Origin of the sequence: Brevibacterium paucivorans (assembly GCF_016907735.1) — a bacterium.
Taxonomy (GTDB): Bacteria; Actinomycetota; Actinomycetes; order Actinomycetales; family Brevibacteriaceae; genus Brevibacterium; species Brevibacterium paucivorans.
In genome coordinates, this window is sequence record NZ_JAFBCP010000001.1 from 1,679,209 (window position 1) to 1,694,591 (window position 15,383).

A 15,383-nucleotide genomic window follows, 5' to 3' on the forward strand; every position below is an offset into this window, starting at 1 on the left:
ACGGCAAGAAAGAGGATTCACGTGCCTGACGTCAATTTCTTTGATGAGCTGCGCATTGGCCTGGCGACCGCGGACGACATCCGTCGCTGGTCACACGGCGAAGTCAAAAAACCTGAAACCATCAACTACCGCACCCTGAAGCCGGAAAAGGACGGTCTTTTCTGTGAAAAGATTTTCGGTCCTACCCGTGACTGGGAGTGCTACTGCGGAAAATACAAGCGCGTTCGCTTCAAAGGCATCATCTGTGAACGCTGTGGTGTGGAAGTAACCCGCGCCAAAGTACGCCGCGAACGCATGGGACACATCGAGCTCGCCGCTCCAGTGACCCACATCTGGTACTTCAAGGGTGTTCCATCACGCTTGGGCTACCTGCTCGACCTGGCCCCGAAAGACCTCGAAAAGGTCATCTACTTCGCGGCCTACATGATCACGTCTGTGGACGAAGACTCGCGTCACCGCGACCTCCCTACTCTGCAGAATCAGATCGACGTCGAAAAGAAGCAGATCAGCGACCGCTTGGCTGCTGACCTGGACCGTCGCGCCAAGAAGCTCGAAGAAGACCTCAAGGTCCTCGAAGACGAAGGCAAGACGGCTGCCACCAAGAAGAAGGTCGAAAACCAGGCCAACAAGGAAATGGCCAACCTGCGCAAGCACGCAGACCGCGAACTCGACCGGGTCGAAAAGGTATGGGACCGCTTCAAGAACCTGAAGGTCTCAGACCTCGAAGGTGACGAGGCGCTCTACCGCGACATGGTTGCGCGTTTCGGTATCTACTTCACCGGTGCGATGGGTGCTGAAGCTATTCAGCAGCGCCTGCGCGAGTTCGACCTCGAAGGTGAAGCAGAATCACTGCGCGAACTGATCAAGACCGGTAAGGGACAGCGCAAGACCCGTGCCCTGAAGCGTCTGAAGGTTGTCAACGCGTTCATGACCACCGACAACTCTCCAGAAGGAATGGTGCTCGACGCCGTTCCTGTCATTCCGCCGGAACTGCGCCCCATGGTGCAGCTCGACGGTGGTCGCTTTGCCACCTCGGACCTCAACGACCTCTACCGCCGCGTGATCAACCGCAACAACCGTCTCAAGCGGTTGCTCGACCTCGGCGCCCCCGAAATCATTGTCAACAACGAAAAGCGCATGCTGCAGGAAGCAGTCGACTCGCTGTTCGACAACGGACGTCGTGGACGCCCAGTCACCGGACCCGGTAACCGTCCGCTGAAGTCGCTTTCCGACATGCTCAAGGGTAAGCAGGGACGTTTCCGTCAGAACCTGCTTGGTAAGCGTGTGGACTACTCGGGTCGTTCCGTGATCGTTGTTGGTCCTACGCTGAAACTGCACGAATGTGGTCTGCCCAAGGCCATGGCTCTTGAACTTTTCAAGCCGTTCGTGATGAAGCGGTTGGTTGATCTCAACCACGCGCAGAACATCAAGTCAGCAAAGCGCATGGTGGAACGCCAGCACCCTCAGGTGTGGGACGTTCTCGAAGAGGTCATTACCGAACACCCAGTACTGCTGAACCGTGCACCTACTCTGCACCGCTTGGGTATCCAAGCGTTTGAACCTCTTCTGGTTGAAGGTAAAGCTATTCAGATTCACCCACTCGTATGTTCCGCTTTCAACGCGGACTTCGACGGTGACCAGATGGCTGTTCACCTTCCGCTTTCGGCTGAAGCTCAGGCAGAAGCTCGCATTCTGATGTTGTCAGCGAACAACATTCTGAAGCCTTCCGACGGTAAGCCTGTGACCATGCCTTCGCAGGACATGATCATTGGTATTTACCACCTGACCTCGCAGGTTGATGGTGCTGTTGGTGAAGGACGCGAGTTCTCGTCACTGGCTGAAGCCATCATGGCGTTCGACCGTGGAGAGCTGGACCTGCGTGCTAAAGCACATATCCGGGTTGAAAACCTGGTGCCAGCCAAGGACATGGAACTGCCTGAAGACTGGACCGAAGGTCAGCCACTGACCATCGAAACCACGTTGGGACGCGCACTCTTCAACGACACGCTTCCGGACAACTACCGTTACGTCAACACCACGGTCAACAAGAAGCTCCTGTCGAAGATTGTTAACCGTCTTGCTGACTACTACCCCAAGGTGGAAGTTGCAGCGACTCTGGACAACTTCAAGGCAACCGGTTTCTACTGGGCAACTCGTTCTGGTCTGACCGTGGCGATGAGTGACATCGTGTCACCCGACGCTAAGGAAGGCCTGCTGGACGAAGCTGAAGAGCAGTCGAGCACGGTTGAAGACCAGTACGCTATTGGTGCGCTCACCGACGACGAACGTCGTTCTGAACTGGTGAAGATCTGGTCGGACACCACCGACCAGGTCGCCAAGATCATGCAGGACAACTTCGACTCCGACAACTCGGTGTACCGCCTGGTTGAGTCGGGTGCTTCCGGTAACTGGACCCAGGTGCGTCAGTTGGCAGGTATGCGTGGTCTGGTGACCAACCCTAAGGGTGAAATTATTCCTCGCCCCATTAAGTCGAACTACCGTGAGGGTCTGTCTGTACTTGAGTACTTCATCGCCTCGCACGGTGCTCGTAAGGGTCTGGCCGACACCGCTCTGCGTACCGCAGACTCCGGTTACCTGACACGTCGTCTGGTCGACGTTTCGCAGGACGTTATTGTCCGCACCGAAACCACCGACTCGAAGAAGGGCATTACGCTCCCGGTTTCGCAGGAAGCTGCTGACGGAACGCTCGAACCACACGAGTTCGTGGAAACTTCGGTTCTGGGCCGTCTCACGGTTGCCGACGTTGTTGACGCTGACGGTAACGTGGTTGTTCCAGCTAAGACCGACATTTCCACCGACGTGATCGACCTTCTCGTTGAAGCAGGAATCCGTGAGGTCAAGGTTCACTCGGTTCTCACCGCTGACTCCGACGTGCAGATCTCTGCTCAGCACTACGGCCGTTCGATGGCTACCGGCCAGCTGGTAGACATTGGTGAAGCCATTGGTACCGTTGCTGCTCAGTCGATTGGTGAACCAGGAACCCAGCTGACCATGCGTACCTTCCACACCGGTGGTGTTGCTGCCGGCGGTGGTGGTGACATTACGCAGGGTCTGCCACGTGTGACCGAGCTCTTCGAAGCACGTACACCTAAGGGATTCGCACCAATCGCCGAAGCAACCGGTCGCGTGAAGATCGACGACTCCCGTAAGACGCGCTACGTGATCGTGGTGCCTGACGACGGATCGGACGAAATCGAGCACGCTGTTGGTCGCCGTGCACAGCTCCTTGTTGAAGAGGGCCAGCACGTGAAGGCCGGCGAGAAGCTGCAGATGGGTGCGGTTGACCCCAAGCAGGTTCTGCGTATCCGTGGTCGTCGTGAAGCTGAACGCTTCTTGGTTGACGAAGTACAGAAGGTGTACCGCTCGCAGGGTGTGGGCATCCACGACAAGCACATCGAAGTTATTGTGCGTCAGATGTTGCGCCGCGTGACGGTAATTGAATCTGGTGACACCAACCTGTTGCCAGGTGAGCTGGTCGACCGCAGCCGTTACCAGGAAGAGAACAAGCGCGTCGTCGCTGAAGGCGGTCAGCCCGCTTCAGCACGTGACGAACTCATGGGTATCACCAAGGCGTCGCTTGCAACCGAATCCTGGCTGTCAGCCGCATCCTTCCAGGAGACCACGCGCGTTCTTACGGAAGCTGCGCTTGAAGGTAAGTCCGACCCACTTCTGGGTCTGAAGGAGAACGTCATCCTCGGTAAGCTCATCCCAGCTGGTACCGGTATGCACAAGTTCCGCGACATGATCGTGGAGCCAACGGAAGAAGCCAAGCAGGAAATGTTTGCTAACTCCTACGGTGACTTCTACCCAGCTCTGGGTGGCGACACGTCAACGATTCCGCTTGAGGACTACGACTTCGACTCGTTCGGAGGCTAGTCCCGGCCGGCTCTAGCCACTGACGGCGGCTAGAGCCGGCATAGAGCGCAAGAACTGAGCGCCCCTGACCAAACACGGTCAGGGGCGCTCAGTGTTTGTCTTTAATTCGCGTTTGACTTTAGGACGGAAGAGTAACCTGAATGTTGCTTTACCCCAAGAGCACCTGAAGTTCGTCCCAACGGGACTGCGGAACGGTCTTGAGGTTGTCGACAGCATGTGCCATTTGAACTGATGTGATGTCCACACCTGAAAGGCTTGTCATGTATCCCCACTTTTCTTGGTGCGCCAGTTCAACTGCGGCCATACCCAGACGGGTGGCAAGCACACGGTCGTACGCGGTAGGGGAGCCACCTCGTTGCAGGTGACCCAAAATCGTCGCTCGGGTTTCCACCCCGGTTGCCTCTTCAATCAGAGGAGCCAAGTGATTAGCGACCCCACCCAGACGCACACGGCCGTGCTTGTCACGCCCGGCGTCCGAGACCTGCTCATCGAGGTCCTCGGGCACAAAACCTTCTGCCACAACAACAATGGGGGCACGACCTCGGTCCCGGGCAGAACGCACCCACGTATAGATCTGCTCATAGGGGACCGGGAACTCAGGGAGCAAAACGGCCTGCGCACCGCCAGCCATTCCCGCGTGCAGAGCGATCCAACCCACGTTGCGCCCCATCACTTCCACAACCATGCAGCGGTGGTGCGATTCAGCTGTTGTGCGCAAAGCGTCCAGCGACTCAGTGGCAATCGAAGCGGCCGTGTCGAACCCGAACGTGTAGTCCGTGTTGTTCAGATCGTTGTCAATGGTCTTGGGGACACCCACAACTGGCATGCCTTCGTTGTCGGCCAAACGGGCAGCACCGGCCAGCGTGCCCTCACCACCAATCGCGATGATCGCGTCGATGCTGTGTTCCTCCATGACACGTTTCATCTGGTCCGGCCCACCCTGGGAATACGGGTGGGTGCGGGACGTACCCAAGATGGTTCCACCTCGGCCGGAAATTCCACGGACGTCATGCGTGGTGAGCGGGACGTAATCAGCTTCCAGCAAGCCACGCCACCCGTCTTTAAGGCCCACGAACGTGTCGCCAGTTTCACGCACGCCCTTACGCACCGCTCCACGAATGACGGCGTTGAGCCCGGGGCAGTCGCCGCCGGAGGTCAAGATTCCAATGTTCATACCGGTCTCCTTAGGTCTACTGCTGTTGCTTCTAACTGACTGGTTGTTGGATGGTCTTGCTCATTGCGGCGTAACTGCCCGCTACTAGCCTTCGCGGTATCCGCGTGCCAGCATGACGTCGTCGCCACCTAGCAGGTTGAAACCACTGATGATGAGCGTGCCGTTGGAACCGTCGCCGCGTGCGTTCTGCGCAATGTCCACGCCACCCAAGATCGAAAAGCTTTTGTTGATTACACGTACGCCTGGGGGCACGTAGATATCGTGGCCACCCATAAAATTGATGCTCTCAATGGTGAACTCAACGCCAGGACCCATCACGTCGCACAGGTCGTAGTCATTGCCACCCAACATTGCCACCGCGCTGACCTTGGGGGTGTTTGGGGCGACGACCTGGTTGGAACCACTCAGAATGCAGATCGCGGTGTCGCTTTTGCCTGTTCCCGGCTTGGAAGGTTGGATGGGACCGCTGCGTTGGTTGTTATAGGGGCCGAGGTGTGACCCGGGTTTGGTTGCTAGTTCTGTGCCTTCGCGGCGCAACGTGTCGCGTGACCGAAGGTCCTTCTCGAGCTCGTCGGCTTCAGGGATGTCTTCGACGAGCGCGGGGAGCTGGTCGATGTACATGGCCTTGAGGGCTTGCGAATGGCGCTCGTCGAATTCGACTGTAGTGAGCTGACCACGCGAAAGGGCGTCAGACAACGCAGAGACGACTGTGTCGCGGTCGGTGTCGCTTGCGCGGGTCCGGCGGAGCTTGGGCTGTGGTGCGGATATTTCAAGGGAGCTGTTGGTGTCTGGCTGGACCTTTTCGAGGTCCTTGCTTTCGCCTGAGTGTGCGCTGGAGTTGGACATATTCTGATCCTATCGATTTTGGTTTCAGTCTAGTCCGTTGGTATAGCTTTCTGCTGGCTGTGCAGGGTGTTTAAGAGCCGTCTAAGGTGAACAACCTCTGAACGATTGTGACTCAAATTGACGCTGACCGTTCGTGGCGTTTACGCTTGACTGTGGTTGTTTTTAAAACGACCGTGCTTGTGTGCGTGCATTCAAGCAATCTCATGCGCGAAAAGCGTCTATCAGATGGAAGCGGTTCTACGTTTTATCTGGAATATGCCAGTTCGACACACCCGAGCGCGGGGGTGGAGGAGGCGCGTGAGAACTGTGATTGGGCAGGTAGCTTCACCCAGTTGCAGATGGACATGTCCATCACTCATAAGGGTGGTGGAATTAGGAATATTGAGAAGCAATGGAGAAGTAGTGCCAACTATTCAGCAGCTCGTCCGCAAGGGACGACACGACAAGGCCGCGAAGAACGCGACGCCTGCCCTTTTGGGTAGCCCGCAGCGTCGCGGCGTGTGCACCCGTGTGTACACAACAACGCCGAAGAAGCCTAACTCAGCCCTGCGTAAGGTGGCTCGTGTGAAGCTTTCTTCCCAGATTGAAGTAACCGCCTACATTCCGGGTGAAGGACACAACCTGCAGGAGCACTCGATCGTGCTTGTGCGCGGTGGACGTGTGAAGGACCTCCCTGGTGTTCGCTACAAGATCGTGCGTGGTTCGCTTGACACCCAGGGTGTCAAGGGACGCCAGCAGGCACGTAGCCGTTACGGAGCCAAGAGGGAGAAGAAGTAATGCCACGCAAAGGACCCGCACCTAAGCGCCCGGTAGTTATTGACCCAGTTCACAACTCACCGCTTGTTACCCAGCTCATCAACAAGGTTCTGCTTGACGGTAAGCGTTCGACTGCAGAGCGCATTGTTTACGGAGCACTGGAAGGTGCAAGCGCAAAGGCCAACATGGAGCCAGTTCAGTTGCTGAAGAAGGCGCTGGACAACATCCGCCCGGCCCTTGAAGTTCGTTCCCGCCGTGTTGGTGGTGCCACGTACCAGGTTCCAGTTGACGTGCGTCCTGCGCGTTCGACCACGCTTGCTCTGCGCTGGCTCGTAGGTTTCTCCCGTCAGCGTCGTGAAAAGACCATGACGGAACGCCTCATGAACGAAATCCTTGACGCAAGCAACGGCCTCGGCGCCGCTGTGAAGCGTCGTGAAGATACTCACAAGATGGCCGAATCCAACAAGGCCTTCGCTCACTACCGCTGGTAGTCGCTAATCTGGGGTAAGGGTAACTACTCTTACCCCAGATCCGAGCAAGTCAACGAGACGAGAGAGAGACACCGTGGCACTCGAAGTGCTTAGCGACCTTAAGAAAGTTCGCAACATCGGCATCATGGCGCACATTGACGCCGGAAAGACCACCACAACAGAACGCATCCTGTTCTACACGGGTGTGAACTACAAGCTCGGCGAAACCCACGACGGTGCGTCGACCATGGACTGGATGGAACAGGAGCAGGAGCGCGGTATTACGATTACCTCCGCTGCAACCACCTGCTACTGGGAAGACAACCAGATCAACATCATTGACACCCCAGGCCACGTTGACTTCACCGTTGAGGTTGAACGCTCATTGCGTGTTCTCGACGGTGCCGTCGCTGTGTTCGACGGTAAGGAAGGTGTTGAACCACAGTCCGAAACCGTGTGGCGTCAGGCTGATAAGTACAACGTTCCACGTGTGTGCTTCGTCAACAAGATGGACAAGCTCGGTGCTGACTTCTACCACACCGTAGGCACCATTAAGGACCGCCTTGGCGCGAAGCCTCTGGTGATCCAGCTTCCAATTGGTGCTGAATCAGACTTTGAAGGTGTCGTCGACCTCATCACAATGAAGGCGTACGTCTGGCCAGACGAAGAAAAGAAGGGCCAGGACATGACGGAAATTGAGATCCCTGAAGATCTCAAGGACCGCGCCGAAGAATACCGCGCCACCCTCGTTGAAGACGTTGCTGAAGCGTCAGACGAACTCATGGAGAAGTACCTCGAAGAAGGCGAACTGCCAATCGAGGACATCAAGGCTGGTATTCGTAAGCTCACCATTAACTCGGAAGCATGCCCAGTGATGTGTGGTTCGGCCTTCAAGAACAAGGGTGTTCAGCCAATGCTGAACGCCGTTATCGACTACCTGCCGTCACCTCTTGATGTTCCTGCGGTTCAGGGACACCCTGTTAACGACGAAGAAACCGTTATTACGCGTGAACCAAAGAAGGACGGCCCATTCGCCGCTCTTGCGTTTAAGGTTGCGACCCACCCGTTCTTCGGTTCGCTCACCTACGTGCGTGTGTACTCTGGTTCCGTGAAGCCTGGTGACCAGGTTCTTAACACCACCACCGGGAAGAAAGAACGCGTCGGTAAGCTGTTCCAGATGCACTCGAACAAGGAAAACCCTGTTGAGGACGCATTCGCTGGACACATTTACGCGTTCATCGGTCTGAAAGACACCACTACTGGTGACACGCTCTGCGATGCATCGAACCCTATCGTTCTGGAATCGATTTCGGTCCCAGAGCCAGTGATCTTCGTGTCGATTGAACCTAAGACCAAGGGCGACCAGGAAAAGCTTTCGACTGCGATTCAGAAGCTCGTGAAGGAAGACCCAACGTTGACGGTTAACCTGAACGAAGAAACAGGTCAGACTGAAATCGGTGGTATGGGTGAACTTCACCTTGACGTTTTCGTCGACCGTATGAAGCGCGAGTTCAAGGTTGAAGCAAATATCGGTAAGCCGCAGGTTGCCTACCGCGAAACCATCCGCCGTACGGTGGAAAAGCAGGACTACACTCACAAGAAGCAGACGGGTGGTTCTGGTCAGTTCGCAAAGGTGCAGGTAACCATCGAACCTATGGAGGTCGACGGCGACACGATTTACGAGTTCGAGGACGCTATCACTGGTGGTCGCGTTCCCCGTGAATACATTCCAAGCGTTGACGCTGGTATCCAGGACGCCATGCAGATGGGTGTTCTCGCTGGTTACCCGCTGGTCGGCATCAAGGCCACACTTGTGGACGGTGCTTACCACGACGTCGACTCTTCGGAAATGGCGTTCAAGATCGCTGGATCCATGGTCCTGAAAGAGGCTGTGCAGAAGGCGAACCCGGTTCTTCTCGAACCTCTTATGGACGTTGAAGTTCGTACTCCCGAGGAGTACATGGGTGACGTCATCGGCGATCTGAATTCGCGTCGCGGTCAGATCCAGTCGATGGAAGACGCCACCGGCATTAAGGTAGTCAAGGCACTCGTGCCGCTGTCCGAAATGTTCGGTTACATTGGCGATCTGCGCTCGAAGACTCAGGGACGCGCCGTTTACTCGATGCAGTTCCAGAGCTACTCTGAGGTCCCGAAGGCTGTTGCCGACGAGATCATCCAGAAGACCCGCGGCGGAGAGTAATCTCCGACGTTCGTCTGGCCGGTAAATCGCCGGCCGGACAGCAAATTAAAGGAAAGGCGCGGCCACAAGGGCCGCACCAACCACGAGGAGGAACCCAGTGGCAAAGGCTAGTTTCGACAGGACTAAGCCGCACGTCAACATCGGTACCATTGGTCACGTTGACCACGGTAAGACGACTCTGACCGCGGCAATTACCAAGGTTCTGGCTGACAAGTACCCCGACCTCAACGAGGCACGGGCATTCGACCAGGTTGACAACGCTCCAGAAGAAAAAGAGCGCGGTATTACCATCAACGTTTCACACGTTGAATACCAGACCGAAAAGCGTCACTACGCACACGTTGACGCCCCTGGTCACGCCGACTACATCAAAAACATGATTACCGGTGCGGCACAGATGGACGGTGCGATCCTTGTGGTTGCAGCTACCGACGGTCCTATGCCGCAGACCCGTGAGCACGTTCTCTTGGCTCGCCAGGTTGGTGTGCCTTACATCGTTGTCGCACTGAACAAGTCCGACATGGTTGACGATGAAGAACTGCTCGAACTGGTTGAAATGGAAGTTCGTGAACTTCTGTCCAGCCAGGAATTCGATGGTGACGACGCACCTGTTATCCGCGTTTCCGCTCTCAAGGCTCTTGAAGGCGAAGCTGAATGGGTCAAGTCGGTTGAAGACCTCATGGAGGCAGTCGACGAAAACGTTCCTGAACCAGAGCGCGACATCGACAAGCCATTCCTGATGCCAGTTGAAGACGTCTTCACGATTACCGGCCGTGGAACCGTTGTTACCGGTCGTGTTGAGCGCGGTGTGCTTCTGCCTAACGAAGAGATCGAAATCGTTGGTATCAAGCCACAGTCGTCCAAGACCACCGTTACGGCTATCGAAATGTTCCGTAAGACCCTTCCTGACGCACGTGCAGGTGAAAACGTGGGTCTGCTTCTCCGCGGTACCAAGCGTGACGAAGTTGAACGTGGACAGGTTATCGTGAAGCCGGGGTCAATCACCCCGCACACCAACTTCGAAGGACAGGTCTACATCCTGGCCAAGGACGAAGGTGGACGTCACAACCCGTTCTACTCCAACTACCGTCCTCAGTTCTACTTCCGTACCACGGACGTGACCGGTGTTATCACCCTTCCAGAAGGAACCGAAATGGTTATGCCTGGAGACAACACCGACATGTCGGTTGAGCTGATTCAGCCAATCGCTATGGAAGAAGGACTCCGCTTCGCTATCCGTGAAGGTGGACGTACCGTTGGTGCTGGTCGAGTAACCAAGATCACCAAGTAATTTCTTCACTCAAACGCTCCGCAGCCTTCGGGTTGCGGAGCGTTTGTGTTTTGTTGAAGCGAGTTGTCGGGGCAGCGGTTACCCGCGGGCTCCAGCAGTCAATGAGCTGCTGAATTTGCATGCCTTTGGTTGCGTATGACAAGATAGACAAGTTGCAATTTTGGGCCACGACCCCTGCACTGCGCTGAGGCGCGAACGGCTCAAGACTCCGGGACGAATCTATGAGGTTCAATCAACCGGCAACATAATGAATGGAAACGTGAAATTTTGTCCGCGAGGACAAGACGACACGCCCGACCTCGGGGGTCGGTCACGCTCAGCTGGCGCAGACCGCGCGATCCGCAAGGACCGTGGTTGATGGCCAGGAAAACCGACAGATGGAGAAACGACGCCATGGCGGGACAGAAGATCCGCATCCGGCTCAAGTCGTACGACCACGCAGTCATCGACAATGCAGCACGCAAGATTGTCGACACAGTGACTCGCGCTGGCGCTACGGTTGTGGGCCCCGTGCCGTTGCCGACCGAAAAAAACGTGTACTGCGTTATCCGGTCGCCACACAAGTACAAGGACAGTCGCGAACACTTTGAGATGCGCACTCACAAGCGTCTCATCGACATTGTTGACCCAACACCAAAAGCCATCGACTCGCTCATGCACATCGACTTGGCTGACGACGTCAACATCGAGATCAAGCTCTAAGGGAGGGACTAGAAATGGCTAACACCCGTTCTAAGGCCCTTCCGACAACACTCAACGTCAAGGGCTTGATGGGAACCAAACTCGGCATGACCCAGGTCTGGGATGAAAACAACAACCTGGTGCCAGTGACCGTGATTTCGGCTTCCTCAAACGTAGTAACACAGATTCGTAACGAAGAAGTTGACGGCTACAGCGCCGTTCAGATTGGTTACGGCGAGATCGACCCACGCAAGGTCAACAAGCCTGCAAAGGGTCACTTCGAGAAGGCCGGCGTTGCACCGCGCCGTCACCTCGTTGAACTTCGCACCGCAGACGCTGGCGAATACGAACTCGGACAGGAACTTTCCACCGAAGTTTTCGAAGCTGGCATCAAGGTAGACGTGACAGCAAACACCAAGGGTAAGGGTTTTGCCGGTGTTATGAAGCGTCACGGATTCGGTGGTGTGGGAGCTTCGCACGGTCAGCACCGTAACCACCGCAAGCCCGGCTCGATTGGTGGAGCTGCCACCCCGGGTCGCGTTTTCAAAGGTATGCGCATGGCCGGACGCATGGGTAACGTGCGCCACACCACGCAGAACCTGACTATCCACTCAATTGACTCCGAAAACAACCTGCTCCTCATTAAGGGTGCAGTGCCCGGACCAAAGGGTGCAGTTGTTCTCGTTCGCTCTGCTGCGAAGGGGGCCTGAGTTTAAATGTCTGAAAACCTAACCGTTGACATTCTTGACGCAAAGGGCAAGAAAGCTGGTTCAGCTGAACTGCCTGCGTCTATCTTTGACCAGAAGACCAACGTTCCGTTGATCCACCAGGTTGTCGTTGCACAGCTTGCTGCTTCACGTCAGGGAACCCACAAGGCAAAGACCCGCTCCGAAGTACGCGGTGGTGGACGTAAGCCATACCGCCAGAAGGGTACGGGTAACGCACGCCAGGGGTCGATCCGTGCACCTCAGTACGCAGGTGGTGGAATCGTACACGGTCCAGTGCCACGCGACTACTCGCAGCGCACACCTAAGAAGATGAAGGCCGCTGCTCTGCGCGGTGCTCTTTCTGACCGTGCTCGTATGGGCCAGGTATTTGTCGTTAAGAACCTGATCGACTCGGACGTTCCTTCAACGAAGGCAGCGCGCCAGGCTCTCGAAGCTCTTTCGGACCGCGCGCACAAGCTGGTTGTGACGGAACGCGAAGACAGCGTCACCGCGCTGTCCGTGCGTAACCTGCCAACCGTGCACGTGCTTACCTTCGATCAGCTCAACACCTACGACGTGCTCATGGCTGACGACATTGTGTTCACCGAAGCAGCTCTGAACAGCTTCCTTGAATCCGCACGTGGCGCTAAAGCTGGCGAAGCTCAGGAGGTTGCAAAGTGAGCGTAAAGATCAAAGACCCACGCGATGTCATCATCGCGCCGGTAGTTTCGGAAAAGACGTACGGTCTCATGGACGAAGGTAAGTACACCTTCCTCGTGAACCCACGTTCGAACAAGACTGAAATCAAGTACGCAATCGAATCCATCTTCGACGTGAAGGTAGCTTCCGTGAACACCTTGAACCGTCAGGGTAAGCGCACACGCACCCGCGCCGGATGGGGCAAGCGCAAAGACACCAAGCGTGCAATCGTTGCCCTGAAAGAAGGATCGATCGACATTTTCGGCGGATCGCTCTAAGCGATTCTCCTTGAAGAAGGAATAGGACTCATGGGAATCCGTAAGTACAAGCCGACGACCCCGGGCCGCCGTGGCTCCTCGGTCGCCGACTTTGTCGAAGTGACCCGGTCTACGCCGGAAAAGTCACTGCTCCGCCCTCTTCCAAAGAAGGGTGGTCGTAACAGCCAGGGCCGTATCACGACTCGTCACCACGGTGGTGGACACAAGCGCCAGTACCGCGTGATCGACTTCCGTCGTCACGACAAGGACGGTGTCGTCGCTAAGGTCGCACACATCGAATATGACCCTAACCGCACAGCTCGAATCGCACTTCTGCACTACGTAGATGGCGAAAAGCGCTACATCATTGCGCCTAACAAGCTGAAGCAGGGAGACCGTGTCGAAGCTGGTATTGACGCAGACATCAAGCCAGGTAACAACCTGCCACTGCGCAACATCCCAGTTGGTACCGTGATCCACGCTGTTGAACTCCGTCCTGGTGGTGGCGCCAAGATCGGTCGCTCAGCCGGAACTTCGGTTCAGCTTGTCGCACGTTTTGGTCGTTACGCTCAGTTGCGTATGCCTTCAGGCGAAATCCGTAACGTCGACGCTCGTTGCCGTGCAACCGTTGGCGAAGTTGGAAACGCCGAGCAGACCAACATCAGCTGGGGTAAGGCTGGACGTATGCGCTGGAAGGGCGTTCGTCCAACCGTCCGCGGTGTTGTTATGAACCCGATCGACCACCCACACGGTGGTGGTGAAGGTCGTACCTCAGGTGGTCGCCACCCGGTCAGCCCCTGGGGTCAGAAAGAAGGACGCACACGTCGTCCGAAGAAGGAAAGCGACAAGTACATTGTGCGTCGTCGTCGTACTGGCAAGAAGCGTTGATAGGGAGCCTCAGACATGCCTCGTAGCTTGAAGAAGGGCCCCTTCGTAGACGAGCACCTCTACAAGAAGGTTGCTGCTCAGAACGAAAAGGGCACCAAGAATGTAATCAAGACTTGGTCCCGTCGCTCGATGATCGTCCCAGACTTCCTGGGTCACACGATCGCCGTGCACGACGGACGCAAGCACGTACCGGTGTTCATCACCGAATCTATGGTCGGGCACAAGCTCGGCGAATTTGCCCCCACGCGGACGTTCCGCGGCCACGACAAGGATGACCGTAAGGGTCGTCGCCGCTAAGGCGACCGGCTCCTAAGGTCTAAGAAAGAAGGAAACGATGGAAGCCAAGGCGAAAGCGCGCTACCTGCGTGTTACGCCCCAGAAGGCTCGGCGTGTCGTTGACCTCGTTCGTGGTCAGCAGGCAACCGAAGCCCTCGCGGTGCTGAAATTTGCTGAACAGTCAGCGTCAGAGCCGGTGTACAAACTGATCGCCTCCGGTGTTGCTAACGCACGCGTTCTTGCAGACAAGAACGGCGAAGCATTCAACGAAGACGACCTGTACATTTCGGAAATCTACGTTGATGAAGGTCCCACTATGAAGCGTTTTAGGCCACGTGCCCAGGGCCGTGCCTTCCGCATCAACAAGCGCACCAGCCACATCACTGTGGTGCTGTCTGACGAACAGGGCGCTTCACGAAAGGAGAACGCCTGATGGGTCAGAAAATTAACCCCAACGGGTTCCGTTTGGGAATTACCACCGACCACAAGTCAAAGTGGTTCACGGACTCCAACAAGCGCGGTCAGCGTTACGCAGACTTCGTAGGAGAAGACGTTCGTATCCGTGAAATGCTCCAGAACAACCTGGAACGTGCTGGTCTTTCCCGCGTAAACATCGAACGTACCCGTGACCGTGTGCGTGTGGACATCCACACCGCTCGTCCCGGTATCGTAATTGGTCGCCGAGGTGCGGAAGCCGACCGTCTGCGCGGTCAGCTTGAGAAGCTCACCGGCAAGCAGATCCAGCTAAACATTCTGGAAGTAAAGAACCCAGAGATCGATGCTCAGCTCGTTGCTCAGGGTGTTGCTGAGCAGCTCGCAAGCCGTGTGGCATTCCGCCGCGCGATGCGTAAAGCTATCCAGTCCGCACAGCGTGCAGGTGCCAAGGGTATCCGTGTGCAGTGCTCGGGCCGTTTGGGTGGCGCTGAAATGAGCCGTTCCGAGTTCTACCGTGAAGGTCGTGTGCCACTGCACACCCTGCGTGCAAACATCGACTACGGCTTCTACGAAGCACACACCACTTTCGGTCGCATTGGTGTCAAGGTCTGGATCTACAAGGGTGACCTGACAGACAAGGAACTGGCTGCACAGGAAGCCGCACAGCCAAGTGGTCGTGGACCACGCGGCGGTGGACGTGGCCGAGGCCGTGGTGGCCGTGGACGCGGAGGCGACCGTGGTGGACGCCAGCAACAGAATGACAACAAGACCGAAGCAAAGGCTTCGGCAGGATCGGAGGGCTGACC

Annotated in this window: 15 protein-coding genes; 13 read left to right on the top strand and 2 right to left on the bottom strand. The window is 56.4% G+C overall.

Features of this window, described 5'->3' with window-relative positions; all coding sequences use genetic code 11:
- The first annotated feature begins 21 nt into the window (after positions 1-21).
- The gene (locus JOE56_RS07755) at positions 22-3,897 is read left to right on the top strand and encodes a DNA-directed RNA polymerase subunit beta' (protein ID WP_204515537.1); all 3,876 of its coding nucleotides are present in this window, start codon (positions 22-24) and stop codon (positions 3,895-3,897) included.
- A 148-nt stretch (positions 3,898-4,045) separates the two neighbouring features.
- On the opposite strand, the gene JOE56_RS07760 is transcribed toward JOE56_RS07755, so the two are convergent.
- Positions 4,046-5,071, bottom strand: coding sequence for a 6-phosphofructokinase (locus JOE56_RS07760; RefSeq protein ID WP_204515538.1), 1,026 nt, complete (start codon positions 5,069-5,071; stop codon positions 4,046-4,048).
- 84 nt (positions 5,072-5,155) lie between these two features.
- A complete protein-coding gene (locus JOE56_RS07765; protein WP_204515539.1) occupies positions 5,156-5,917 on the bottom strand; it encodes a DUF1707 SHOCT-like domain-containing protein in 762 nt (253 codons plus the stop codon).
- A gap of 402 nt (positions 5,918-6,319) precedes the next feature.
- On the opposite strand from JOE56_RS07765, the gene rpsL reads away from it, so the two are divergent.
- The 12 genes from rpsL to rpsC all read left to right on the top strand — a co-directional run bounded on the left by rpsL (position 6,320) and on the right by rpsC (position 15,381).
- Positions 6,320-6,694 (top strand): 30S ribosomal protein S12, encoded by a 375-nt coding sequence (gene rpsL / locus JOE56_RS07770; RefSeq protein WP_005881551.1) that lies wholly within the window; start codon positions 6,320-6,322, stop codon positions 6,692-6,694.
- Positions 6,694-7,164: a 30S ribosomal protein S7 gene (gene rpsG / locus JOE56_RS07775; RefSeq protein ID WP_005881550.1), complete on the top strand. Its 471-nt coding sequence runs from the start codon at positions 6,694-6,696 to the stop codon at positions 7,162-7,164. The genes rpsL and rpsG overlap by 1 nt, the downstream gene beginning before the upstream one ends.
- Positions 7,165-7,237: 73 nt before the next feature.
- Positions 7,238-9,343, top strand: coding sequence for an elongation factor G (fusA, locus tag JOE56_RS07780; RefSeq protein ID WP_204515540.1), 2,106 nt, complete (start codon positions 7,238-7,240; stop codon positions 9,341-9,343).
- Between the two features lie 97 nt (positions 9,344-9,440).
- Complete coding sequence (tuf, locus tag JOE56_RS07785) at positions 9,441-10,634, top strand: elongation factor Tu (RefSeq protein ID WP_204515541.1); 1,194 nt, start codon at positions 9,441-9,443, stop codon at positions 10,632-10,634.
- 393 nt (positions 10,635-11,027) lie between these two features.
- Positions 11,028-11,336 (top strand): 30S ribosomal protein S10, encoded by a 309-nt coding sequence (rpsJ, locus tag JOE56_RS07790; protein WP_040347502.1) that lies wholly within the window; start codon positions 11,028-11,030, stop codon positions 11,334-11,336.
- Positions 11,337-11,350: 14 nt separating this feature from the next.
- The gene (gene rplC, locus JOE56_RS07795; protein ID WP_204515542.1) at positions 11,351-12,025 is read left to right on the top strand and encodes a 50S ribosomal protein L3; all 675 of its coding nucleotides are present in this window, start codon (positions 11,351-11,353) and stop codon (positions 12,023-12,025) included.
- 6 nt (positions 12,026-12,031) lie between these two features.
- Entirely contained in the window at positions 12,032-12,703 is a 672-nt protein-coding gene (gene rplD, locus JOE56_RS07800; protein WP_204515543.1) for a 50S ribosomal protein L4, read from the top strand.
- Positions 12,700-12,999 carry a 50S ribosomal protein L23 gene (rplW, locus tag JOE56_RS07805; RefSeq protein WP_102238555.1) on the top strand — a complete coding sequence of 100 codons (300 nt, stop codon included), beginning with the start codon at positions 12,700-12,702 and terminating at the stop codon, positions 12,997-12,999. Before rplD ends, rplW begins: the two co-directional genes overlap by 4 nt.
- A gap of 30 nt (positions 13,000-13,029) precedes the next feature.
- Complete coding sequence (rplB, locus tag JOE56_RS07810) at positions 13,030-13,866, top strand: 50S ribosomal protein L2 (protein ID WP_102238556.1); 837 nt, start codon at positions 13,030-13,032, stop codon at positions 13,864-13,866.
- A 15-nt stretch (positions 13,867-13,881) separates the two neighbouring features.
- Positions 13,882-14,163: a 30S ribosomal protein S19 gene (rpsS, locus tag JOE56_RS07815; protein ID WP_005881532.1), complete on the top strand. Its 282-nt coding sequence runs from the start codon at positions 13,882-13,884 to the stop codon at positions 14,161-14,163.
- 37 nt (positions 14,164-14,200) lie between these two features.
- A complete protein-coding gene (rplV, locus tag JOE56_RS07820; RefSeq protein ID WP_005881530.1) occupies positions 14,201-14,575 on the top strand; it encodes a 50S ribosomal protein L22 in 375 nt (124 codons plus the stop codon).
- Positions 14,575-15,381, top strand: a complete 807-nt coding sequence (gene rpsC, locus JOE56_RS07825) for a 30S ribosomal protein S3 (protein WP_102238557.1) — start codon at positions 14,575-14,577, stop codon at positions 15,379-15,381. The genes rplV and rpsC overlap by 1 nt, the downstream gene beginning before the upstream one ends.
- Positions 15,382-15,383: the final 2 nt, after the last annotated feature.